The organism is Streptomyces sp. NPDC012794, assembly GCF_042901085.1.
GTDB lineage: Bacteria > Actinomycetota > Actinomycetes > Streptomycetales > Streptomycetaceae > Streptomyces.
In genome coordinates this window covers 1-20121 of record NZ_JBIBCI010000027.1, presented here as the reverse complement: position 1 = coordinate 20121, position 20121 = coordinate 1, and the positions used below count along the sequence as shown (strand labels likewise).

General features: G+C 70.8%; 22 protein-coding genes and 1 pseudogene. 8 read left to right on the top strand and 15 right to left on the bottom strand.

What is annotated here, in order from left to right:
• Nucleotides 1–28: 28 nt before the first annotated feature.
• Complete coding sequence (locus ACFY7H_RS31280; RefSeq protein ID WP_388945123.1) at nt 29–1060, top strand: phosphotransferase; 1032 nt, start codon at nt 29–31, stop codon at nt 1058–1060.
• Here ACFY7H_RS31280 and ACFY7H_RS31275 read toward each other — a convergent pair.
• The 8 genes from ACFY7H_RS31275 to ACFY7H_RS31240 all read right to left on the bottom strand — a co-directional run bounded on the left by ACFY7H_RS31275 (nt 1057) and on the right by ACFY7H_RS31240 (nt 6727).
• The gene (locus ACFY7H_RS31275; RefSeq protein ID WP_388945121.1) at nt 1057–2151 is read right to left on the bottom strand and encodes a glycosyltransferase; all 1095 of its coding nucleotides are present in this window, start codon (nt 2149–2151) and stop codon (nt 1057–1059) included. The two genes, ACFY7H_RS31280 and ACFY7H_RS31275, sit on opposite strands and share 4 nt — an antisense overlap.
• Nucleotides 2148–2414, bottom strand: a complete 267-nt coding sequence (locus tag ACFY7H_RS31270; protein WP_388945118.1) for a hypothetical protein — start codon at nt 2412–2414, stop codon at nt 2148–2150. Before ACFY7H_RS31270 ends, ACFY7H_RS31275 begins: the two co-directional genes overlap by 4 nt.
• 15 nt (nt 2415–2429) lie before the next feature.
• Nucleotides 2430–2759 carry a hypothetical protein gene (locus ACFY7H_RS31265; protein ID WP_388945115.1) on the bottom strand — a complete coding sequence of 110 codons (330 nt, stop codon included), beginning with the start codon at nt 2757–2759 and terminating at the stop codon, nt 2430–2432.
• On the bottom strand, nt 2759–3652 hold the full coding sequence (locus ACFY7H_RS31260) for a PIG-L deacetylase family protein (RefSeq protein ID WP_388945112.1): 894 nt from the start codon (nt 3650–3652) through the stop codon (nt 2759–2761). Before ACFY7H_RS31260 ends, ACFY7H_RS31265 begins: the two co-directional genes overlap by 1 nt.
• Complete coding sequence (locus ACFY7H_RS31255) at nt 3649–4380, bottom strand: glycosyltransferase (RefSeq protein WP_388945109.1); 732 nt, start codon at nt 4378–4380, stop codon at nt 3649–3651. Before ACFY7H_RS31255 ends, ACFY7H_RS31260 begins: the two co-directional genes overlap by 4 nt.
• Entirely contained in the window at nt 4377–5285 is a 909-nt protein-coding gene (locus ACFY7H_RS31250) for a phosphotransferase family protein (protein WP_388945107.1), read from the bottom strand. The genes ACFY7H_RS31255 and ACFY7H_RS31250 overlap by 4 nt, the downstream gene beginning before the upstream one ends.
• Nucleotides 5282–6142 (bottom strand): glycosyltransferase family 8 protein, encoded by an 861-nt coding sequence (locus ACFY7H_RS31245; protein ID WP_388945104.1) that lies wholly within the window; start codon nt 6140–6142, stop codon nt 5282–5284. Before ACFY7H_RS31245 ends, ACFY7H_RS31250 begins: the two co-directional genes overlap by 4 nt.
• Before the next feature lie 192 nt (nt 6143–6334).
• Nucleotides 6335–6727 carry a hypothetical protein gene (locus ACFY7H_RS31240; RefSeq protein WP_388945101.1) on the bottom strand — a complete coding sequence of 131 codons (393 nt, stop codon included), beginning with the start codon at nt 6725–6727 and terminating at the stop codon, nt 6335–6337.
• Nucleotides 6728–6893: 166 nt separating this feature from the next.
• Between ACFY7H_RS31240 and ACFY7H_RS31235 the strand changes: the two genes are divergently transcribed.
• Nucleotides 6894–8168, top strand: coding sequence for a Tat pathway signal protein (locus ACFY7H_RS31235; RefSeq protein ID WP_388945098.1), 1275 nt, complete (start codon nt 6894–6896; stop codon nt 8166–8168).
• Between the two features lie 23 nt (nt 8169–8191).
• Nucleotides 8192–8770, top strand: coding sequence for a GNAT family N-acetyltransferase (locus tag ACFY7H_RS31230; RefSeq protein ID WP_388945095.1), 579 nt, complete (start codon nt 8192–8194; stop codon nt 8768–8770).
• Nucleotides 8771–9315: 545 nt separating this feature from the next.
• On the opposite strand, the gene ACFY7H_RS31225 is transcribed toward ACFY7H_RS31230, so the two are convergent.
• The 3 genes from ACFY7H_RS31225 to ACFY7H_RS31215 form a co-directional block, all read right to left on the bottom strand.
• Entirely contained in the window at nt 9316–10179 is an 864-nt protein-coding gene (locus ACFY7H_RS31225; protein WP_388945090.1) for a DUF2637 domain-containing protein, read from the bottom strand.
• Nucleotides 10180–10208: 29 nt separating this feature from the next.
• Nucleotides 10209–10832, bottom strand: a complete 624-nt coding sequence (locus ACFY7H_RS31220; RefSeq protein ID WP_388945204.1) for an ATP-binding protein — start codon at nt 10830–10832, stop codon at nt 10209–10211.
• A 71-nt stretch (nt 10833–10903) separates the two neighbouring features.
• Nucleotides 10904–11797, bottom strand: coding sequence for a hypothetical protein (locus ACFY7H_RS31215; protein WP_388945201.1), 894 nt, complete (start codon nt 11795–11797; stop codon nt 10904–10906).
• A gap of 241 nt (nt 11798–12038) precedes the next feature.
• On the opposite strand from ACFY7H_RS31215, the gene ACFY7H_RS31210 reads away from it, so the two are divergent.
• The 3 genes from ACFY7H_RS31210 (at nt 12039) to ACFY7H_RS31200 (ending at nt 14054) form a co-directional block, all read left to right on the top strand.
• On the top strand, nt 12039–12323 hold the full coding sequence (locus ACFY7H_RS31210) for a helix-turn-helix domain-containing protein (RefSeq protein ID WP_388945087.1): 285 nt from the start codon (nt 12039–12041) through the stop codon (nt 12321–12323).
• A 120-nt stretch (nt 12324–12443) separates the two neighbouring features.
• On the top strand, nt 12444–12761 hold the full coding sequence (locus tag ACFY7H_RS31205; RefSeq protein ID WP_388945084.1) for a helix-turn-helix transcriptional regulator: 318 nt from the start codon (nt 12444–12446) through the stop codon (nt 12759–12761).
• 45 nt (nt 12762–12806) lie between these two features.
• The gene (locus tag ACFY7H_RS31200) at nt 12807–14054 is read left to right on the top strand and encodes a tyrosine-type recombinase/integrase (RefSeq protein ID WP_388945081.1); all 1248 of its coding nucleotides are present in this window, start codon (nt 12807–12809) and stop codon (nt 14052–14054) included.
• A 61-nt stretch (nt 14055–14115) separates the two neighbouring features.
• Here the strand turns inward: ACFY7H_RS31200 and ACFY7H_RS31195 are convergent, their stop codons facing one another.
• The 3 genes and pseudogenes from ACFY7H_RS31195 to ACFY7H_RS31185 all read right to left on the bottom strand — a co-directional run bounded on the left by ACFY7H_RS31195 (nt 14116) and on the right by ACFY7H_RS31185 (nt 16559).
• Nucleotides 14116–14748, bottom strand: coding sequence for a restriction endonuclease (locus ACFY7H_RS31195; protein WP_388945198.1), 633 nt, complete (start codon nt 14746–14748; stop codon nt 14116–14118).
• A gap of 50 nt (nt 14749–14798) precedes the next feature.
• On the bottom strand, nt 14799–15011 hold the full coding sequence (locus ACFY7H_RS31190) for a hypothetical protein (RefSeq protein WP_119094994.1): 213 nt from the start codon (nt 15009–15011) through the stop codon (nt 14799–14801).
• Between the two features lie 399 nt (nt 15012–15410).
• Nucleotides 15411–16559: pseudogene (locus ACFY7H_RS31185) on the bottom strand (magnesium and cobalt transport protein CorA).
• A 54-nt stretch (nt 16560–16613) separates the two neighbouring features.
• Between ACFY7H_RS31185 and ACFY7H_RS31180 the strand changes: the two are divergent.
• Nucleotides 16614–17720, top strand: a complete 1107-nt coding sequence (locus tag ACFY7H_RS31180; RefSeq protein WP_388945078.1) for a winged helix DNA-binding domain-containing protein — start codon at nt 16614–16616, stop codon at nt 17718–17720.
• A 45-nt stretch (nt 17721–17765) separates the two neighbouring features.
• A complete protein-coding gene (locus tag ACFY7H_RS31175) occupies nt 17766–19445 on the top strand; it encodes an AMP-binding protein (RefSeq protein ID WP_388945075.1) in 1680 nt (559 codons plus the stop codon).
• A gap of 16 nt (nt 19446–19461) precedes the next feature.
• Here ACFY7H_RS31175 and ACFY7H_RS31170 read toward each other — a convergent pair whose 3' ends face one another.
• Nucleotides 19462–19950, bottom strand: a complete 489-nt coding sequence (locus ACFY7H_RS31170) for a glutathione peroxidase (protein ID WP_388945072.1) — start codon at nt 19948–19950, stop codon at nt 19462–19464.
• Nucleotides 19951–20121 lie beyond the last annotated feature (171 nt).

Sequence of the window (20121 nt, the reverse complement as noted above, 5' to 3'; positions counted from 1 at the left end):
CGGGTGCGCGAATCGGGGGCGGCGTACCGTGCTGGGGGTGACGGATACGACTCGAGAAGATGCTCTGACGGCAGTGCTGCCTAGCCTGTCCGACGCGTTCGGGCTGGGCGCGGTGAGTGGTCGGCGGTTCCTTGCCCACGGCCTGATGAACCGGAACTGGCGGCTTGTGACCGCTGCCGGGGTGTTCGCGCTCAAGGAGATCACCGACGTTCCTCTGCCGAAGGTCCGCAGGAACCTTGCGGTCCTCCTGGACTTGGCTCGCGAGGGCATCCCCGTGCCGGCGCCGCTGAGCGCGGCCAACGGTGACCTCGTCGCGGAAGTCGATGGTCACGGCTACTGCGTCCTGCCGTGGGTGGACGGCGAGCACTTCCAAGGGACGGATCTCCCGCTCGACCAGGTGCGTGATCTCGGCGCTCTGCTGGGCCGCCTCCACGAGGGCTTGCGGCGGCATGGTCCCGGCCCGGTCCCGGAGCAGGCGCCGGTGGCGAAGGTCCGCGATGTGACCGAGGCCGACCGTGCGGCTGCTGGTCTCCTGAGCCGCTTGCCGTCCGCTCCGGTGACGGACTTCGACAAGGCAGCAGCCGAGGTCCTGCACGACCGACGCCGCCTCCTCGCGCGGTACGCCGATGCCCGGCCGGAAGGCGAGGTGCCGACCGGGCCCTACGGGTGGACGCACGGCGATTTCCAGTACCGCAATCTGCTGCGCCGCGACGGCCGGGTGGTGGCGGTCCTGGACTGGGACCGGCTCGGGGTCCGTCCGTACGGGGAGGAGGTCGCGCGGACCGCGCAGGTGCAGTTCGGGGTGGGTGGTGCCTTCGACCTCGACCGTGTCGCCGCGTTCTGTTCCGGATACCGGTCCGTGATCGATCTGTCCGAGGGTGACCTCGCCGATGCGGTGAAGCGGCTGTGGTGGAAGCGGCTGACCGACTTCTGGCAGCTGGAGCTCTACCTTGACCGCCAGGACCCCGCCTTCGGCGAGATGTTCCTGACGGACGAGGCACTGCTGAACTGGTGGACCGACCGCGCCGACGAGGTGCAGGCCGCCTACGCGGCCCGTTAGCCGGCGGCTGCTGCCGCCGGGATGAGTCCGGCGGCAGCCAACTCGGGCAGGCACGGCCGGACCAGCGGCGCTGCCCCGGCGCGGGCCCTCGCGCCGAGGCCGGTCCGGTCGGCCGAATCGATCGCCTGCAGCCAGCCGTCCACGTCGTCGGGGTGGAGGATCACTCCGCCGTCCCTGACCGCCTCGGGAATGCCGCCGCGGGATGAGCCGATCGTGGGGACGCCGTGGAGCCCGGCTTCCACGATCACCCGGGGGAAGGCGTCCTCGACCTGGGAGGGCACGAGCAGCAGGTCGTTCGCCGCGTAGATCGGGCCCATGGCGTAGGTGCGGGGGACCCAGTGGACGTTCGGGTACGCGGTGAACTCGCTGGCCGTGTCCCACCAACCCTCGACGAGGGTGAACCGGCGGGCGGGCAAGCGGCGGATCAGCTGGTGCAGGAGGGCCGCGCCCTTGGCGGGGATGGGATTGACCATCAGCACGCCGCCGGGGCTGCCGGGGCTGCGACCGGCTGTGCCGAGCCCCGCGGCGAGGAGGGGCCCGGCGCCTTCGGCCGGCGCGAATGGCGGGTAGAAGACGACCGCCTTCGTGTTGGCGTGGGTCTGGGCCCGTCCCGCGACGAACTCTGACGTGGCGAGCGCGACGTGCGGTCGGCCGTGGAGGACGCCCATGCTGTTGGCCGAGACCGAGTGAAGCCATCCGGCGACCCGCGAGGACGGGCGGGCAAGTGCGGCGAGGTCGGCGGCCCGTTCCTGCGAGGTCATCACCAGATCCGGCCGGGCCTCGGTCAGGAGGCGCTTCAGCGTCGCTTCCACCCTGTCCTGCGGCACGGCTCGGCACGAGACGCCGTTCCACCGGTAGCGGACCTCCCCGTCGGCCTCCTCCCACACGGTTCCGTGGGCCCGGAGGTGGGCGCGCAGGTGGCCGATCTGGGCGGACCCGTTCCAGGGGGCCTCGTGGCTGCCTAGGTAGACGACCCTCCAGCCAGCCCCGACGAACTCTTCCGCCAGGAGCTGCTGGGAGACCTCCGCGCCCCCGATCAGCAGCGGTGGCGGCGTTCGTCTCCATACGAACACCACCGTCGGGCCGGTCACCGGACACCCGCCCAGTACGTGAAGAGGGCCTGCACGACGGCGGCCGTCTCTTGGCGGTCACCGTCCCCGGAGGCGACGGCCAACTCCGCAGTCGCCGGGCGGGCCGGGCGACAGAAGTAGTCGCGGAAGTGCGTGAGGAAGGCGGGGTCGTGGAGGAAGTACTCCGGCTCGACCTCGTGGTGCCCGGCCGCCTTGCGGCGCAGGTGTAAGAGCTCGGGTGTCACGTCCAGGTACAGGGTGTGGTCCGGCCGCAGGTACGGCATCTCCTCGACCCGCTGTCACAGTTCGGGCAGGACGTTGAAGCCGTAGATCTCGTCCATGGCGTGAGCGTGGGCGAGGAGGGTGTCGACGGTCCGGTCCAGGACGACCAGCCCGCCGTGGCGGCGAGCTGCGTCCACGCGCTCGCCCTCGATCTCCATGAACGTCATGAACGCCTCCACCTGCTCGTCTGCCGACCGGGTGGAGGGGGTGGGGATGTCCTCGCGGCGCGCGAACGACTTCACGTAGCAGGAGAAGAACAACGCGTCCTGCATCGCCGGCACCCGGCGCAGCCGCCCCAGGGCAGAGGTCTTGCCCCCGTACGAGGGGCCTTCCAGGCCGAGGATCATCACGCCCCTCCGAGTCGGTAGAAGCGTTCCGCGAACTGGCCCCGCGGACGGCCGTCCGGTTCGGGCAGCAGGTTGGCGGCGACGGTGTGGGCGTGCCGGATCGGCCGGTACATCTTCCGCGCAGGGTGCATCTGCGAGCCGTGCATGTGCAGCAGGGTCACCTTGTCCAGGACGGTGGCCGTGATGTCCTCCAGTTCCGGTTCGAAGACATCGCGCACCCGCTGCCGGAACAGCTGCCGGTCGCATCCGGACAGGCCGTAGGTGGACCAGAAGGCGGCGTCCTCCCAGAACCACCGGCAGCCCAGGCGGCGCGCCGCCTCGTGGACGGCGAGGTGGTCCGGGTGGCGAGTGACGGCGGCCGGGGCGAGCAGCTCCGCGTCGTCCATCCCGTCCAGCAACTCGGCGAGTTCGGAGGTGATCCGGTCCACCTGGGCGGGCTCGGGTGCCCGATAGGGCTTCTCGGCGTCCTTGTGCCCCAGGTCGACCCTGGCCGCCCCCAGGGGCAACAGGGACTGGGCGGCTTCCCGGTCGCGGAGTTCGGAGACCGTTTCCACGCTGTTGTAGGTGCTTTCGAGGGAGGGGTGGACGCTGCGGGAGCGGGTGAAGACGGTGACCACGGTCAGCGGTCGGGGACGGGCGAGGAAGGTTCCGGAGGCGGACAGGACGAAGTCGTCGTGGTGGGGTTCGATGACGACCACCGGCCGCCCGGACGGCTTGCGCGGCTCGATCCAGTACGGCGCGAGGGTCAGCGGTGCCGTCAGCGTCGTGATCTCCTTCGCCCGGGTCAGGGAATCCATCCAGGACCGGTGCGCGGTCAGGAGGTCGGTGGGGAAGGTGTAGATGCCGTCGGCGTCCGGCAGGGGAGGCTGGGTCACCTGGGGTTCTCCGATCATCGGACGGTGGTGGCGTACCAGTTGCGCCAGAAGCGGGGCGAGGTCAGGCCGAGGCGGACGACCACGGGGTTCTGCCACCAGAGCATTCGGGCCGTGGACCAGGCGTCGTAGCGGCGGGTGGAGGGCCGCACGCGGAGGTCTTCGAGGACCGCGACCGGCCCGCCCGTGCGGCGGCCGTAGGCGGTCAGGCGGGCGAAGAACTCCATGTCCTCGCTCATGAAGTAGTCCGGCCGGTAGCCATGTACTGCCTTGAAGGCGTCCCGGGTGCAGAACTGGTTGACGCCCTGGGCGCCCCCGTGACGGGAGCGGTGGTGGTCCCAGTAGGCGCAGAGCAGGCGGGCCCCGAACCGGTCGGGGGTGTAGAGCGGTGGGATCGCCCCGCCGACGGCTCCGGCGTCCATCGCGGCCACGGCAGCGGTGATCCCCTCCAGCGGCAGGGCCACGTCGGCGTCGACGAAGAACAGCATCCGCCCTTTGGCCTCGCGGGCTCCGCTGTTCCGGGCCAGGCCGATGCTGCGGACCAGCTCCGTCACCACCCGGGCGCCCAGCTCTTTCGCGACGGTCGCGGTGTCGTCGGTAGAGGCGTTGTCCACGACGACCACTTCTCCGCGCCGACCGGAACCTGCCTCCCAGGCGCGCAGGGACGCGAAGACCGTGGGCAGGTAGCGGGGCAGGTACGCGGCCTCGTTGTACGCGGGGATGATCACCGACAGATCGGGGTCGGTCACAGCAGGGTCCTTCCTGATTGCGGAGACAGGGCAAGGTGCAGGCGGGCCGCCCAGGTGTCGCGGTCGCGGCCTTCCCGGTGGGCGGCATAGGTCCAGCCGCGTACGGCCTGGAAGGCCACGTAGGCGTTGAGGAGTCGGGTGTCGACGGGCCGTCCGTAGGCAGCGGCCACGAACAACCGGTCGGACAGCTCCAGGGCGTCGCAGGTCACGAGGGTCTGGGCGAGGTCGTACTCGGGGACCTCCACGGTCGCGGCCTCGAAGTCCACGAGGTAGTCGGGGAGGCGGGGCCGGCCGTGTTCGCCGACGGTGAGGCGTCGGTCGCCTCCGCAGATCACGTTCTCCAGGTGGAGGTCTCCGTGGCACCACACGAGTCGTTCCAGGCATGCCCCGGCCGCGATGACCTCCAGGGCGGGAGCGAGCCGGACGAAGACCTGCTTGGGGCAGTGGGCGGCCAGAGCGCTGACCTGCTGGCCGATGCCTGGCGCCAGGGGGACCCCGGCCGGGGCCTTGACGCTATGGAAGGCAGCCATCAGCAGGGCTAGCCTCAGCAGTGCCGCCGGACGCGGCATCTGCCCGGCTCGGACGGCATCCCCCAAGGTGCTTGTTCCGGCATCGGTGGTGACCACGGCAGAGACGGTCAGGCCGGGAACCGGCCCGTACCCGATCACGGTCGACACCCGCACCCGCCCGGCGGCGGTGACGGCGGCCAGGAGGCGGGCCTCGTCGACAGCGCCGTGGGTGCCGTCGACCGCGAACAGCTTGACCACCACCGGGCGGCCGTCGGCGAGACGGACGCGGTAGACGGCCGTTTTCGGTCCGTTGCGGACGCGGACCGTCTCCGCCGGAGCCGACCCGGCCAATTCCGTGCAGGCCCTCTCCACTGCCAGGACCGTGCCGCCAGTCACAGTGCACCTGCCCCGGTCAGGTGCCGCAGCGTGCGGTGCATCTGCTGCCGGTAGGCACGCACGTCCTCCGTGCTGGGGCACGAGCGCATCCACGGCTTCTGGCTTCCGACGAAGTGCACCACGTGGCCGTCCCGGCGGGTGACCGGGCGGCGGATGACCCGGCGGACCCAGTCCCCCCGCTCGAGGAACCGGTCCACCTCGAATCGGTTGAACACCGGCTCGACCGGGTGAGCGGCCCCGGAGGACAGCAGCCAAAGATTCAGGGCGCACTGGTCGTTGTGCTTGATGTACTGCCGCCCGCCGAATAGAGCCTGCTGGACCCCGGCCTGCATGGGGGCGAGCATCGGGGCGGGGACCCACAGCATCCCGGCGTTGAAGTAGGTGCGCCCGACCAGGTGGGGCCAGCGCTCGGCGACGCCGGGCAGGGCGGGGCGCTGGCCGACGGCCGAGTTGAACTCGTCCTGCACGGCGCCTATCCGATCCGCCGGCAGTCCGTCCAGAGGCGTGGAGAGGTCGGCGCGTACGTGGACGTCGGCGTCCACGTAGATCAGGAACGGCCGGTCGAGGAAGCCGGGGGTGAACCCGAACCTCAGGTAGGTGGCGACCGAGATGTAGGCGGTGTCTGCCATGACGCTCTCGGGCGGCGGGGCCTGCCAGCGCAGGTCGAAGGAGCCGAACCCGCAGCGGCGGGCGAAGGACTCCATCACGGCGGCCTGCCCCGGGGACAGGCCGTTGGTCAGTACCCGTACCGCGCTCTCGCGGCGGTCGGCCACCGGCAGGTGGTCGGCGACCGACCCGAGCGTGACCAGGGCGGGTAGCAGGTAGCGGGCATCGACGCACATGCCGATCGCGTACACGCGGGTGCCTCCAGGGCGAGGTTCGAGGGGACTGGCCGGGAGGGCCGGGGCATGGTGGCCGGCTCCTCGCCCGTATCCGGGGGAGGCGACCACCTCACCGGAGTCGGCCAGGTGTTGCAGTCACCTGCCGCGGCCGGGCAGATGGAGGGCTTCCGGCACCGGCGCCCCAGGCAGGCCGGCGCCGGAAGCGGTTCAGATAAGCCGCAGGAGGTCCGTGTTCCGGGCGAGGTGGGCCACCGACTTGGCCAGCAGCCGCAGCGCTATCGCCGGATCGCTCCCGCAGTCCCGGGCGACCTTGCGGGCGAACCGCACGGTGCCGGCCGCGATGTCCTTCTCCCGGCTCTCCGGCAGCAGAGCCGCGTACCGTTCGGCGGGTACCGCGAGGGTGTGGACGTGCTCGCGCAGCCGCTCCCGCAGCCGTACGGCCGCCTCCCCAGCCGGGTGGTGGTCGGCGAGGGCGAGGGCGGCCTCGACGTCCCCGGCGACGGCGGCAGCCGCGGAGGCGATCACGGTCTTCTGGTTGGCGGAGGTGACCGTGGGCACCTCGACCGGGGCTGCCGCCACTTCGTGCGCGAGTACGGTCACGATTCCGCTCCCATCCGCCTGCTGCCGGTTCGGCTGTGCGGACAAGTAACCCGTGTCCGAGCCGTGTTGGACATGACGAATCCGCTCGCAGCTACTCGCGTGACCACTGACGAAAAGTCCCGACCTCTGCTACCTCGGATGGCGGCCCCACCCCTACCGTGACTGCATGGTGCGGAAGCGGAACGCGGAATTAGAGACCTGGATGAAGGAACACGGGCTCAGTGCGGGCGCTCTTGCCGAGCAGGTCAACGACGCCATGGCGGACCTCACCGGCCACCGCGGTGCCGTCACCGAACGGACGGTCTACCGGTGGCTGTCGGGAGAGAACCGCTCGCCCCAGGACCGCCAGTGGCAGGCCCTGGAGGCCGTTTCCGGGCTTCCTGGGACCGACCTGGGGTTCGTGCCCCGTGCCCGCCCCCGCCCCGCAACGCCCTCAGCACGACTGGAGGACCCTGTGCTTGGCCGTCGAAGCTTCATCTCCGTAGCCACCGGCGCCGCCGTCGCCGTGTCCACCGGCACCGCGACCGCAGCCACCCGACCCACCGTCGGGCACTCCGACGTCGACCGCCTGCGCGGTCTGCTGGCCGAACTGTGGCTCCTGGACGACCAGAACGGCGGCGGTCCCGTCCTGGAGAAGCGCGCCGCCGACCTCGCCGCCCGCACCATCAGCCTCCAGCAGCACGGCTCCGCCAGTCAGCGCGTCCGCTCCCGCCTCTACGCCGTCGCCGCGTCTTTCACGGCCTTCGCCATGTTCTCCGCCATCGACGCTCGCCGGCTGGGGGAGGCCCAGCGCTACCTGGAGCAGTCCGTCACGCTCGCAGGGCTTTCCGGAGACGGTCAGGTCCAGCACCAGACCTGGCGGTACGCCGCCATGCTCGCCGGACAGCGGGGCCGCTACGCCGACGCCCTTGCCGCAGCCGAAGCCTGCACCGGCACCCGGTCACACCGCACCGACCCCCTCTACGCCTCGCTGACCCACTCCCGCATCGCCCTGACCGCCGCCAGCCTCGGTGACAAGACCCGGGCCCTCCGCGCCTTGGACCGGGCCCACGGTGCCTACGACCGGGCCGATCCCGCCGAGGCCCGTCCGTCCTCCGTCGCCTTCTACACCCGGGGCGAACTCCACGGCCTGACCGGCATCACCCATTACCGGCTCGGCGAGGCGGAGAAGGCTGAGTTCCACGCGCACCGGTGCATCGCGGACCTCCGCGACGACCAGCACCGCAACCGCGCCTACTACCTGTCCCAGGCGGCCCTCGCGCAGGTCGCGCAGGGTGATGTCGAGCAGGCCGTGGCCACTGCCACCCGCGTCATCGCCCCGACCGGCGCTGACGCCGGCCGGATCCCCCATCTCCTGGGCAGCTTCACCTCCGCACTCAACCAGGCGGCCCCCAAGTCCGCCGTCACCCGCCAGTGGAACGACCGCGCCCGCACTGCCTGAACCGTCACGCGACAAGGAGCACCATGCCCGCCCCGGAGATCACCCTTCACCGCTACGGCACCGACCAACTGCCCATCATCCGCCCCACCCTGGTCGGTGTGTACGCCGAGGTGTACGAGAAGGAGATCGGCGAGGACCCGTTCTTCTCCGTAGACCGCTTCGAGGGGCGTCTCACCGGCCACTCCTCCCGCCCTTCCTGGGAGGCGGTGGTCGCCTACGACGGTGGCGAGGCCGCCGGCTACGCCTACGCCGCAGCCCTGCCCCAGAACACCGGCTGGTGGGCCCACATGCTCCAGCCCCTTCCCGAGGCGGACACGATCGAGGACGGCACCCGCACCCTCGCCCTCTTCGAGATCATGGTCCGGGCTCCCTGGAGGGGCACGGGCCTGGCGCACCGCATCCACGAGGAACTCCTGGCCGGCCGCACCGAGGAGCGCGTCACGCTGCTCGTCGAGCCCGGCCACCCGAAGGTGAAGGCCCTCTATGGGAGTTGGGGGTACCAGCACATCGGTGACCAGCAGCCGTTCCCCGACGCCCCGGTGTACACCACCATGCTCCGCGCGCTCACGCGTGATGGCAGTACATCTGCAGGGCGATCCTGAGGCCGGGGACCGCCTTGTGGGTCGCTCGGGCAAGTAAGCTGGCGACGCCGACGTTCGACGGCCCTGGCGGCGGTCGCGACGAGCGCGTGCTCGTCGTCGTGCAGACGGACGCTGCACACTTTGGAGCGCTGGCCGTCCCTGTGGGTACGTCGTCGTGTACGCGCTTTGGCGGGGCAGCGGAGGTGACGCGGCTTCGCACGCAGGCTGCTGCTCATCCCTCGGCTGCGATCCGTCGTCGGTCGCTGCTTGGCGGACCGGTGCCCCCTGGCTCCGGTCCGCTCCCGCCACTCCAGGGGCGGGAGCGGCCGAGACGCTCTCCCCTGACGGGGAAGAGCGTCTTGGCCGATAACTTGCTCCGTCTGGAGCTTGGGTAGGCGTCGCCTGCTTGGAGGTTGTGGGGATGCGTGGCAGTGGGTTCGTCCTGTAAGTGCGTGCCTCCTGTTGGTCGGGCCGGAACGGCTTTGGCGTTGGGGGGATGGGGCGCACGAACGCCAACTCGCCCCGCGACGGATGCGTGGGGGAACAATGCGACTTTCGGACGAGGCCTATGCGGCGTCCGCTCGGCCGCTGTCGAGTGCATCCTGGATCTGCCGGGTGATCTTGTTCCGGCGGTCCCTGCCGATGGGGAGGCCGCGAGCGCGGACAGCCGTCTCGATGTGGCGGCTTGACGCGCGTCCATCGCGTGCGAGCGGGGCGGTGAGGGCGATGGTGAAGAGCTCGTCGTCGGTGGCGGCGGGCTTGCGACCGGTGCGCTTCCTCGGCGGGACGTGGGCTTCCGCCACTTGGTCGGTCTCTTCCGCCACATCGGCTGATGCGCCCTGTACGGCGTCAGCCGGAGTGGGGCAGTCACCCTCCCGGCCCTCGGGCCGTTCCGGGTCCGGAAGCGGCACTGTGGCGGAGTGCGCGCGGGCACGATCCAGGTCCGCGGGATGCATTGTGGTCTCTCCTGCCGGAAGGCAATGGTGGCGGGAGTCGTCGGAGGCGACGTGGCGGTGGATCTGCCGCATGAGGACGCCGAAGGCGAAGAGCGCGGCTGCTGGAGGGACAGCGGCGACGACGTAGTCGAGGGCCGGGGCCGGGACGCCGTCGGTGCTGCTGACGCCGGCGACGTTCAGGGCGATCGAGCCCAGCGATCCGGCAGCGGTGAGGGCGATCGCCCACCCGTCGGTTTCCCGGCGGAGGCTGGCGCGGAGCATGAGCACTTCCCCGGCGACGATGGAGGCATCGAGCGTTGCCGGCCACGCCCACTGGCGGGCTGGGGAAGCGCTGAGGCCGTGCTGCCCCGCGACTTCGGCGAGATGGGCGTAGGAGAGCCAGAATCCTGCTGCGGTGAGCGCAACGATGACGCAGCCTGCGACGGCCAAGGCGTACCGCTCGGCCGTCTGCGTGCGGTGGGAGGTGGTGGTCAAGCGGGTGGTGCTCCAAAGGGTTGGCGTGTTCAAGCGCTAGGGGAGGTGCGGCGGCGGTCGGTGCCGTCGAGGATGACCCGGTGGGTCATCTCGGAGAGGCGGGAAGCGACGCGGTCGCCGAGGGCGGTGCGGAGCTCGGGGATAGGGAGGTTGGTCGTGAGCAGGGTGGGGCGCAGGTACTCGTACCGGTGGTTGATCAGCCGGTAGGTCAGCTCCTCCGTCCACTCGCTGCCCTTGGCGGCGCCGAGGTCGTCCAGGAGCAACAGCGGGCAGCGGGCCAAGGTGTGCAGCTCACGTTCCGTGTCGAGCCCTGGGCGCGGCCTGAGGCGGGCGTACAGGTCGGCGGCGGTGACCGCCTCCCAGCGCAGGCGGACGCCGGCAGCGAGCAGTGCGCGGACGGCCCCGTAGGCCTGGTGGGTCTTGCCGGTGCCGGTGGGACCAGCGATGAGGAGCGACGGGCCCTCTGCGATGCCCCGCGTCCCGCTCGGGCCGGGGCGCCCGGCACACGCGATCTCGTCCACCCAGGCGACGACTTGGGGGTGATCGGCGAGGGCGTGTCGGTATCGCGGGGGGATCCGGGCGTCGGCCAGTTCCAGTGCGCTGACAGGCTCGGGCGTGGGCTCCGGTTCCTCCGAGCCGATGACGGGGTCCATGCCCCGGCGGGCCAGGATGCCCGCCACGGCCCGGACGGCCTGACCGGAGGACTGGGGCAGGGTGGTGGCGGTCAGAGCGCACCCCCGTAGGCAGCGGCGACGTCGGTGGGATTGGTCCAGGGGCGGTGGGTGACGGCGGTCGTGGGCGCCCCCGCGTTCATGACCTCGTGCATGACACTGGCCAGGGTCTTCGGGTGAAGGCCCTTGGCCCGGTGGCGGTCCAGACCGGCTCGTACGTGGGTGGGGTCGATGCCCTCGGCGAGGAGCTTCGCGGCTTCCCGTCCGAGTTGCCCGAGCACGCTCGCGGGCGGACGGTGTTCGCAGGCCGCGGCGTACTCGGCGACGAGGTCCTTCGCCGAGACGGTCTGGGGCGCGGGGGCGCTCGCGCCCCCCAACGGGGTAGTTCCTAGTTCCCTGTTCCTAGGTCCTAGATCCGGACGCTGAGGGCTCACAGCAGCCTCTACGAGCCCTCCCTGAGCGCGCGGTGACGATTCACTGAATCGCCTATGACCTGCAGATTCTCGGCTCATGGTGGACTCCGTGTCTTCTCCCGGACCTATCACGGAAGCCTCAGCGACTGCTCCGCGCATAGGCAGTGAGGTCTCACGGGGAAGGCCGAGGTCGTGGTGGGGGCAGTCCGAGATCCTGCTGGCGCTGGGGCGGTTGATCTTTTGGTGGCGGCCGAAGGCGACGATGTGCAGGTACTGCCTTCCGTCCTCGCCCTCGTATCGGCAGATCAGGCCGGCAGCGTCGAGCTGCGTCAGGTCGTCCTCGACCTCCACCGGGCCGTGCTCGCGGCGCAGCGACCACAGCTGTCCGGCGATGACGGCGGCCTGGTCGCGGATGCGGCCTTTGTCGTCGGCTTGGGTGAGCAGGCCGAAGAAGGTCCGCTCGGCCGTCAGGGACACGGCCGCCAGGGACTCGGAGGCGAATGCCTCGGGCTTGATGGTACGGATACGGGCGATGAGGATCGGCCGCCTTTCGAAAATGGGGGCGAGGAGATGGCGGGGCAGTGGCGCGTGGACAACAAAGCCACACCCCTGCCCCGGAAGTCCAGAGCTGGTTCTAGGACTCCTGAAAGGTTTTCCGGCTGCAGGGTAGACCTGAAATCCCGGTCGCCGAAATCTCCCCCGAATTCTGCTGGCATCGCTCACAGCAGACAGGAAAGCCTTCCGAAGGCTCGGGCGCGCAAGCTACAACACAGCAATGCCGCCACGCCCCCTTGGAATCGGACCCGCCGGACGGGCCGCCGCCCACGCCATCGAACGCACCCGCGTCGCCCGTGGCTACTCCCAGCGCCAGCTCGCCGCCCGCGTCACCGCACTGGGTCGCCCCATGACCTTCACCGCGCTCTCACGTATCGAACGCACGGTCCGGCGCTGCGACATCGACGATCTCGTCGCCATCGCCGCTGCTCTCGGAACCCCTCCGCAGATCTTGCTGGCGACGGTGCCGATCCACCCGGCTCCGGCTGGGGTGGGCGGAATATAGCCGACGATCCCCGGTTTCCGAAACCGGGGATCCTCCGGACCATTGGTGGTCCTGGACGTCTTCGTCACCCATGGGTGGCAGGGCGCTTTCATTCCCTTTTTCTGCCTTAAGGATTCTCGCTTGTCTTCTATCGACCCGCTCTCCTCCGTCAGCGCTGCCACATTCCGTCACCGTCCGGCCATCGGTCGCGCGTTTCTTGGGGTGCATGACGCGGCTGAATATCTCGGCATTTCACCCAAGACGCTTTACGTCTGGCGTCACCGGCGTCAGGGTCCGCCGAGTTTCCGCATGGGTGCCCGCGGGCGAGTGACGTACCGGATCGATGCGCTCGATGCCTGGATACGGGAGCAGGAGCGGGCGGACTCCCGCTCCAACCCCGCCCTCAACCCAGTGAGCACCGCACCACAGCGGCGCGCCGCCTACCCGGCCACCGTCTGACGGCTTCCGGCCAACCGTCCCGAACCCCTAGCTGCCAGGAAACACTTGGCCGGCTACATCGAAGACCGCTGGATCAACAAGAAGAAGGACCCCGTCAGCGGCAAGCGCGAGCGCACCGCCCGGTACGGAAAGGGGAGTCGCTACCGGGTCGCGGGCATCCCGGGGGTCCGGGGCATGTCGTTCGACACCCTGGAGGACGCCAAGGCGTGGCTCCGCAGGGCCGGCACCGACAGCGAGCGGGGCGAGTTCGTCGACCCACGCGACGGCTCCATCACCCTCGCCGACTACGTCACGCGCCACTGGCAGGCGGGAGTGCGGGGCGCACCGGGCACGGTCAAGCGGGTTGACGAGCGCGTGCGCCTCCACGTCCTTCCGCACATCGGCGAGGTGGCGCTGCGTGACGTCTCCGCGTCCGTCCTGCGCGGCTACATCGCCACGCTCGAAGGCGAGTGCGCACCGCGCTACGCCCGGCAGATCCTCACCACCCTCTCGAACGTCTTCGAGACGGCGATCGACGACAAGCGCCTGGTCCGCAACCCGATGCGCGCCAAGTCGGTGCGCTGGCCCAAGGCTCCCGAGGACCAGCGGGAGGCGTGGCTGCTGGAGACCGCGCAGCGGGTACGGGACGTCATCAACCAGCGGTACCGGATCGCTGTCGTCGTCGCCCTCGGGTGTGGGCTGCGCCAGGGGGAGGTCTTCGGGCTGTCGCCGGTGGACGTCGACTTCGAGCGCGGCCTCATCCGCGTCCGCCGACAGGTCCAGCTCCTCTACGGGCGCCTGTACTTCACCCTTCCCAAGGGCGGGAAGACCCGCGTCGTCGACATGCCGCCTTCGGTGGCCAGCGAGCTGCGCGCACACTTCCTGCAGCATCCGGCTGTTGAGGTCGAGCTGCCCTGGGGCGGCCCCGAAGCCGATCGGGAGAAGCGCTCCTTCCCGCTGGTCCTTGCCACGACCTACGGCAACGCGATCCGCGCCAACATCTTCAACGACGAGGTGTGGAAGCCCGCCCTCGCGAAGGCCGGCGTGATCCCCGTGCGGGAGAAGGGCCAGCGCTGGAAGGCGTCCCGCAAGGACGGCTTCCACGTCCTCCGGCACACCTACGCCTCGGTCATCCTCGAGGCGGGCGAGTCCGTGGTCACCCTCGCCCGGTGGCTCGGCCACTCCAGCCCGACCATCACCCTCGACCACTACGCCCACTTCATGCCCGAGGCCGGAGGCAAGGGGCGTGCGGCAGTCGATGCGCTGCTCGGAGTTGCCCTTCAGTACGTCCCAGACGACCTTGCCCTTGCCTGAGAACGGGTGGCACAGCTCATGCTGTGCCACCCGTTCTCGTTGGCGGGTCACGCGCTGAGTCTCATGCCGCTCGACGCCACGGCAGGCGGGAGCGCCGCGCGGGCAGTCCGAGCAGTTCGTGGAGGGCCTTGCCCTTGTGGGCCCATTGGTCCAGCCGGTCGCGGTCCACCCAGTGCACGCCGTGACGGTCGCCCCAGGCCATGGCGGCGCGGGTGAAGGAGCCGTTGGTGACGACGACAGCGTGATCCGCCTTGTGCGCGGGCCCTGCCGTGCCCTTCACCTCGTACATCACCGACGAGCCGACCTTGCCGCCGACGCGGGTGTACTTCGCCTGCACCACGATCCGCCCGAGGGGTATCCGGACGCCGATCACGTCCGCAGCCTGGTCCCCGCCCCCGCCCACCTTCCTGGCCGCCCAGCCGTCGCGGACGAGGAGGTCGCGCAGCGCGTACTCGAACTGCTGGTCGTCCATCGCGTCCAGCTCGGACAAGGTGATGCGCAGACGGGCCAGCCTCTCGCTGTCCGCGCGATGCCGACGGGAGCCCCGTACCCGGAGGCAGGCCAAGCCGACGGCGAGGGCGAGACCGATCAGGACGAGCGCCGGCCAGGCTGCGGCGGCCCTCGTGAGGAGGCGCGATGCGGCTTGTGCCAGGGCGACCGAGAGCGCGAGGGCAACGGCTGCCGCACCCAGGATGTCTGCGGTACTGCGCGGTCGCCACCGGATGCTTCGCCGCCATCGGACCGTCACTGCCCACCCGCTGGAGCGGAGATCGCGGGCTTCGGCGTGGGCTGCTGTTCGGCGGAGCTGTCGCTGAACCCGAAGACCTGGCCCCAGAGCCAGACCACCGCACACAGGCCGGCGATGGCCCACACACTCAGGCCCTTGGCGGACTTCGGGCCCGGCCTGCTCCGGAAGTGCGGCCGTACGTACACCTTGCCGTGCGGAACCTTCGGCATGCTGATTCCCTCCCCATCGGTCCGCGCCGTGCGGACCTCCAGTTCGGTTGTAGCGGCGGCCACTGACAGAACCTGATGAGCCGTCATGATCGTGCGGATGGCAAGGGTGCGAGTCGGCCATGTCTGCGGGAACGCCTAGCAGATTGGACGGCCCGCTGGCCTGCGTCGAGGCGTCTCGGTCGTGTGTCACGCTGCGGAAATGCAGGGCGTACCGAATGGCGAGTTCCCGTGGAGCGCGGTCGGTGACGACTGCGCCGGGCGCCGCCCCCTGGTAGGCGGCGGAGCTGCGTCTGGTCGACCCCTTACCGCGCGTTCTCCCCAGGTACTCCCCACGGGGCCTCCAGGGGCACGGGCCGCAGTTCGCTTGCGCTAAGTCGATCAAGCTCGTGCGGTGGATCGCTACAGCCAGTCGCGCTTCTTGAAGATGACGTAGAGGCTGACGCAGACCACTGCCATCAGGAGGATTGCGAAGGGGTAGCCGCCCGCCCACTTCAGCTCGGGCATGTCCTCGAAGTTCATGCCATAGATGGTTCCCACGAGTGTGGGTGCAAACAGGATGGCGGCTCACGAGGAGATCTTCTTGATCTCCTCGTTCTGCTCGAAGCCGGCCTCCGCCAAAGCCCGCATTTCGGCGTTCTGCTGTTGCGAGACCAGGGTGGCGTTCACCGTCAGGATGTCGGTCAGGGCCTGGCGGAAGGCGTCCACGCGTTCGCTCGTGTGCGTCACGTGGTCGGCCACGTCGCGGAGGTAGCGCTGGAGTTCCTCGTCCGTGCCGTACTTGGCGAAGCCCGCCATCAGGCCGTGGAGCATGCCGCCCAGGGGGCGGGTCGCGCGCTGGAACTCCACCATCTCGCGCGAGAGTTCGTAGATGCGGCGGGAGACCTCCGGGTCGCCGCGGAAGACCTCCGTCTCGATCTCGTCCATGTCGGTCTGGACACCCGCCACCACCGGGGCGTAGCCGTCCACCACCGCGTCGAGGATCGCGTACAGGACGGCCTCCGGGCCGAGGGAGAGGAGGTCCGGGGTCTCCTCCATGCGGTGGCGGACGGTCGAGAGGTCGGGGGCGGCGCCGTGGCGGACCGTGATCAGGAAGTCCGGGCCGACGAAGACGTGGAGCTCGCCGAAGTCGACCTCCTCCAGGGCGTCCAGGTAGCGGGCCGCGCGCAGGACCACGAAGAGGGTGTCGCCGTAGCGCTCCAGCTTGGGGCGCTGGTGGGCCTCCATGGCGTCCTCGATCGCGAGCGGGTGCAGGTTGAACTCGGTCGCCAGCGAGTGCAGTTCGGACTCCGACGGGCGGTGCAGGCCGATCCAGGCCATCCCGTCGGGCTGCTCGCGCAGTAGCCGGAAGGTGTCGGCGAGGGTGGTGGGGGAGGCGACGCGGCGGCCGTCGCGGTAGACCGCGGAGTCGATCACGCCGGCGTGGTCCGGGGGTGGCGGGCCGGGGGCCGTCGGCGGGGGCGGGGCGGCGGGGCCGGGCGGGCGGAGCCAGCCCGAGCGCTTCGCGGACGAGGGGGGACGGCGGTTCGGGTGCTCCGGTAGCGCGGGCAGTCTCCGTGTGAGTTGCGGACAGGGGGTGTCCGCGAGGGGGGTTAGTTTGCTGTCATGGCCTCCAGGACGAACCCCGTACTCGGCACCCGCGCTCTGAACCGTGCCACGCTCGCCCGCCAACTGCTGCTGAGCCGCGCCGAGATGTCCCCGGAGGGAGCCGTCGGGCACCTCCTCGGGCTCCAGGCGCAGAACGTCACGCCCCCCTACTACCAGCTGCACGCCCGGCTCGCCGGGTTCCGGCCCGAAGGGCTGGCCCGGCTGATGGAGGAGCGGAAGGTGGTCCGGATGGTCACCATGCGGTCCACCATCCACACCCACACCGCCCATGACGCGCTCACCCTCCGCCCGCTCGTCCAGGCCGCCCGCGACCGGGAGGTGACCTACTTCCGCAAGGGGCTTGCAGGCGTCGACCTGGACCGGCTCGCCGCCCGCGCCCGGGCGTTCGTCGAGGCCGAGCCGCGCACCATGGGGGAGATCCGCGAGGAGCTGCTGCGCCAGTGGCCCGCCGCCGACCCGCAGTCGCTGTCCGTCGCCGCCCGCTGCCTGCTCCCGCTCGTGCAGGTCACCCCGCGCGGGGTGTGGGGGCGCAGCGGGCAGGTGCGGCTGACCACCGTCGAGGCGTGGGTGGGCGAGCCCTCCGGCGAGGAGCAGGGGATCGATGGCCTGGTGTTGCGCTACCTGGGCGCCTTCGGCCCGGCCTCCGTCAAGGACATGCAGACCTGGGCGGGGCTGACCCGGCTGCGCGAGGTCTTCGAGCGGCTGCGCCCGCGGCTGACCGCCTTCCGCGACGAGAACGGCGTCGAGCTCTTCGACCTGCCCGACGCACCCCGCCCGGACGCCGCGACCCCCGCGCCGCCCCGCTTCCTGCCCGAGTTCGACAACCTGCTGCTCTCGCACGCCGACCGCTCCCGCGTGGTCCCGCCGGAAGTAAAGGGCCGCACCTGGAGCGGCAACCAGGCCCACCGCACCCTGCTCGTCGACGGGTTCCTCGCCGGCCTGTGGCGGATCGCGGAGGGGAGCGGCGGACCGGCCCTGACCGTCGAGCTCTTCGGTACGCATTCCCGTGCTCGCATGGACGAGATCGCCGCCGAGGGTGAAGCCCTGCTCGCGGGGATGGCCGGCGCGCCCGGATCCGTGCGCTTCGGGTCAATCCGAGGCTGACGCCGCCCTGGTGGAGGCCCCGTCCGGCGCGGCACGATGCCTGTCATGACGGAGAACAGCGCCACCGACAGCTTCCGGACCGCGCGGGACTTCCTGCTCGAACACCGCGGGAAGTACGAAGCCGCCCACGCGGGGTTCGCCTGGCCCCGCCCCGAGCGCTTCAACTGGGCCCTCGACTGGTTCGACCACATCGCGCACGGGAACGGGGCCGACGCCCTGCGCATCGTGGAGGAGGACGGCACCAGCCGGAGCGTCTCCTTCGGCGAGATGGCCGTACGGTCGGACTCCGCCGCCAACTGGCTCCGCGCCCAGGGCGTCACCGCCGGCGACCGAATCCTGGTCATGCTCGGCAACCAGCGCGAGCTGTGGGAGGTGATGCTCGGCGCGATGAAGCTCCGCGCCGTCGTCATCCCCGCCACCCCGCTGCTCGGCCCGGCCGACCTGCGCGACCGCGTCGACCGGGGCCACGTACGCCACGTCATCGCGCGAGCCGAGGACACAGCGAAGTTCGACGGGGTTCCCGGTACTTACACCCGGATCGCCGCCGGGACGGACGTCCCCACCGGGTGGCGGCGGCTGGAGGACATGTACGGGGCCGACGCGGCCTTCACCCCGGACGGGGACACCCTCGCCACGGACCCCCTGATGCTGTACTTCACCTCGGGCACCACCGCCAGTCCCAAGCTGGTCGAGCACACCCACGCCTCTTATCCCATCGGGCACCTCTCCACCATGTACTGGCTCGGGCTGCGCCCCGGGGACGTCCACCTCAACATCGCCTCGCCCGGCTGGGCCAAGCACGCCTGGTCCAACCTCTTCGCCCCCTGGAACGCGGGCGCGACCGTCTTCGTCCACAACTACGCGCGCTTCGACGCCGACCGCCTCCTCGCGGAGATGGACCGCGGCGGCGTCACCACCTTCTGCGCCCCGCCCACCGTCTGGCGGATGCTGATCCAGTCCGACCTCACCAAGCTGCGCACGCCCCCGCGCGAGGCCGTCGCCGCGGGCGAGCCGCTGAACCCCGAGGTCATCGAGCGGGTCCGGGAGGCGTGGGGCGTCACCATCCGCGACGGTTTCGGCCAGACCGAGACCACCCTCCAGGTCGGCAACTTCCCCGGCGTCCCGGTCAAGCCCGGCTCGATGGGCCGCCCCGCGCCCGGCTACGGGATCGTGCTGCTGGACCCGGTCACCGGCGGGGAGTCCCCCGACGAGGGCGAGCTGTGCGTGGACCTGCGTCCGGCCCCCGCCGGGGTGATGACCGGCTACCGGGACGACCCCGGGCGCACCGCGGAGGCCATGGCGGGCGGGCTCTACCGCACCGGGGACATCGCCTCCCGGGACGCCGACGGCTACCTCACCTACGTGGGCCGGGCCGACGACGTCTTCAAGGCCTCCGACTACAAGATCAGCCCCTTCGAGCTGGAGAGCGCCCTGCTGGAGCACGAGGCCGTGGCCGAGGCGGCCGTCGTCCCGGCCCCGGACGCGCTGCGCCTCGCGGTGCCCAAGGCGTACGTCACCCTCGCGGCCGGCTGGGAGCCCGGGAAGGAGACCGCCCGGGCGCTCTTCGCGCACTCCCGGGCGGTCCTCTCCCCGTACAAGCGGATCCGGCGCATCGAGTTCGCCGAGCTCCCCAAGACCGTCTCCGGCAAGATCCGCCGGGTCGAGCTGCGGGAGCTCACCGCGGCCGGCTCGGGGCAGGAGTACGACGAGGCCGACCTGGGCTGAGCGGGCCGTACGGGGCTCAGGCGGGCAGCTGGGCCTCGATCGCGGCGATGACCTCGGGCGCCTCGGGCTCGGTGCGCGGGCGGAAGCGCGCCACGACCTCGCCGGCGGGGGAGATCAGGAACTTCTCGAAGTTCCACTGGATGTCCCCCGCCTCGCCCTCGGCGTCCGGGGTCTTCACCAGCTCCTGGTACAGCGGGTGCCGGTTCTCGCCGTTCACCTCGGACTTCTCCAGCATCGGGAAGGTCACGCCGAAGCCGGCCGCGCAGAAGGTCTGGATGTCCTCCGCGGTGCCGGGCTCCTGGCCGCCGAACTGGTTGCAGGGCACGCCGATGACGGTGAAGCCCTTCTTCTCGTACGCGAACTGGAGGCGGGCCAGTCCCGAGTACTGCGGAGTGAGCCCGCACTGGGAGGCGGTGTTCACCAGCAGGATGGCCTTGCCGCGGTGCGCCGCCAGGCTGGTGGGCTCGTCGTCCAGGGTGGTCAGCGGGATGTCGTACAGGCTCATCGGGCTCTCCTCGGCGGGAAGGGGCGTCAGGAAGGGGCTTGGGCTGAAAGTCATACCAATACCAAGAGCCCCTGAGCCTAGGTGTATTGACCCGCAGCGTTGTTCACGCGGCTGATGGGTGGCATGCCGCCCAGTGCGGTGTGGCAGCGGTGGTGGTTGTAGGTGTGGAGG

Excerpts from the sequence above, each read along its gene's own strand:
- ACFY7H_RS31270 (WP_388945118.1), bottom strand. The coding sequence starts at position 2,414 with ATGCCGTACCTGCGGCCGGACCACACCCTGTACCTGGACGTGACACCC.
- ACFY7H_RS31265 (WP_388945115.1), bottom strand. The coding sequence starts at position 2,759 with ATGATCCTCGGCCTGGAAGGCCCCTCGTACGGGGGCAAGACCTCTGCC.
- ACFY7H_RS31260 (WP_388945112.1), bottom strand. The coding sequence starts at position 3,652 with ATGATCGGAGAACCCCAGGTGACCCAGCCTCCCCTGCCGGACGCCGAC.
- ACFY7H_RS31235 (WP_388945098.1), top strand. The coding sequence starts at position 6,894 with ATGGTGCGGAAGCGGAACGCGGAATTAGAGACCTGGATGAAGGAACAC.
- ACFY7H_RS31230 (WP_388945095.1), top strand. The coding sequence starts at position 8,192 with ATGCCCGCCCCGGAGATCACCCTTCACCGCTACGGCACCGACCAACTG.
- ACFY7H_RS31220 (WP_388945204.1), bottom strand. The coding sequence starts at position 10,832 with ATGGACCCCGTCATCGGCTCGGAGGAACCGGAGCCCACGCCCGAGCCT.
- ACFY7H_RS31210 (WP_388945087.1), top strand. The coding sequence starts at position 12,039 with ATGCCGCCACGCCCCCTTGGAATCGGACCCGCCGGACGGGCCGCCGCC.
- ACFY7H_RS31190 (WP_119094994.1), bottom strand. The coding sequence starts at position 15,011 with ATGCCGAAGGTTCCGCACGGCAAGGTGTACGTACGGCCGCACTTCCGG.
- ACFY7H_RS31180 (WP_388945078.1), top strand. The coding sequence starts at position 16,614 with ATGGCCTCCAGGACGAACCCCGTACTCGGCACCCGCGCTCTGAACCGT.
- ACFY7H_RS31175 (WP_388945075.1), top strand. The coding sequence starts at position 17,766 with ATGACGGAGAACAGCGCCACCGACAGCTTCCGGACCGCGCGGGACTTC.
- ACFY7H_RS31170 (WP_388945072.1), bottom strand. The coding sequence starts at position 19,950 with ATGAGCCTGTACGACATCCCGCTGACCACCCTGGACGACGAGCCCACC.